Below are 574 nucleotides of genomic sequence, written 5' to 3'. Positions count from 1 at the left end.
CCGTGAAGATCATCAACGTGACCAGCCCGACCCCCAGCCCGTACCCCGTCAAACAGGTGAACATGGCCATGAAGAGGATCATGTAGATCAGTTCGCGGCCCTTGGCGCCAATAGCCTTGAGGGCTGCGAACTTGTCGAGGTTTTCCAGAATGAAGGTGTAGAACGTCTGACCGGAGATGGATAACCCGACCAGGAAACTGATCACCGTCATCGTCAGTATGTTGGTGCCGACCCCGGTCTGATAGATATAGAAATCGGTAATCCGCTGGTTGAACTCTCCCCGGGTCAAGGCGACATAGCCCAACTGCGCAACCTGCTGCTTGATCCCGGCCTCTGCGGCCTTGTTCCTGGGTTCCAGCAGAATGTAAGACACCGTGAAGCGGGTGGTCGGGATGTATTCGATGGCGCGTCGGTAAGTGGTGTAGAGCGTCGGTATGCCAGTCAATCCGCTGGTCAGTACCTTGGCGATGGCGACGATGGTCCCACGGTGGTCATTGAGCTCGAAGGAGGTGCCAATCCGCGGATTCTCCAGTTTCGAAAATTCGGCATCGTGGACCATGATGAATGCGTTTTC

1 protein-coding gene is annotated in these 574 nt (G+C 55.7%); it reads right to left on the bottom strand.

Translation table 11 applies throughout. The features are described 5' to 3' along the window. Positions 1-574, bottom strand: a 574-nt coding sequence (locus tag AC1DH9_RS30600) for an FtsX-like permease family protein (RefSeq protein ID WP_477809512.1), incomplete at both ends; no start/stop codon positions are given.

Source organism: Pseudomonas sp. 05T35, assembly GCF_056396605.1.
Note: the sequence above shows the minus strand (reverse complement) of the source record. Positions and strands in the feature narration are given on the sequence as shown.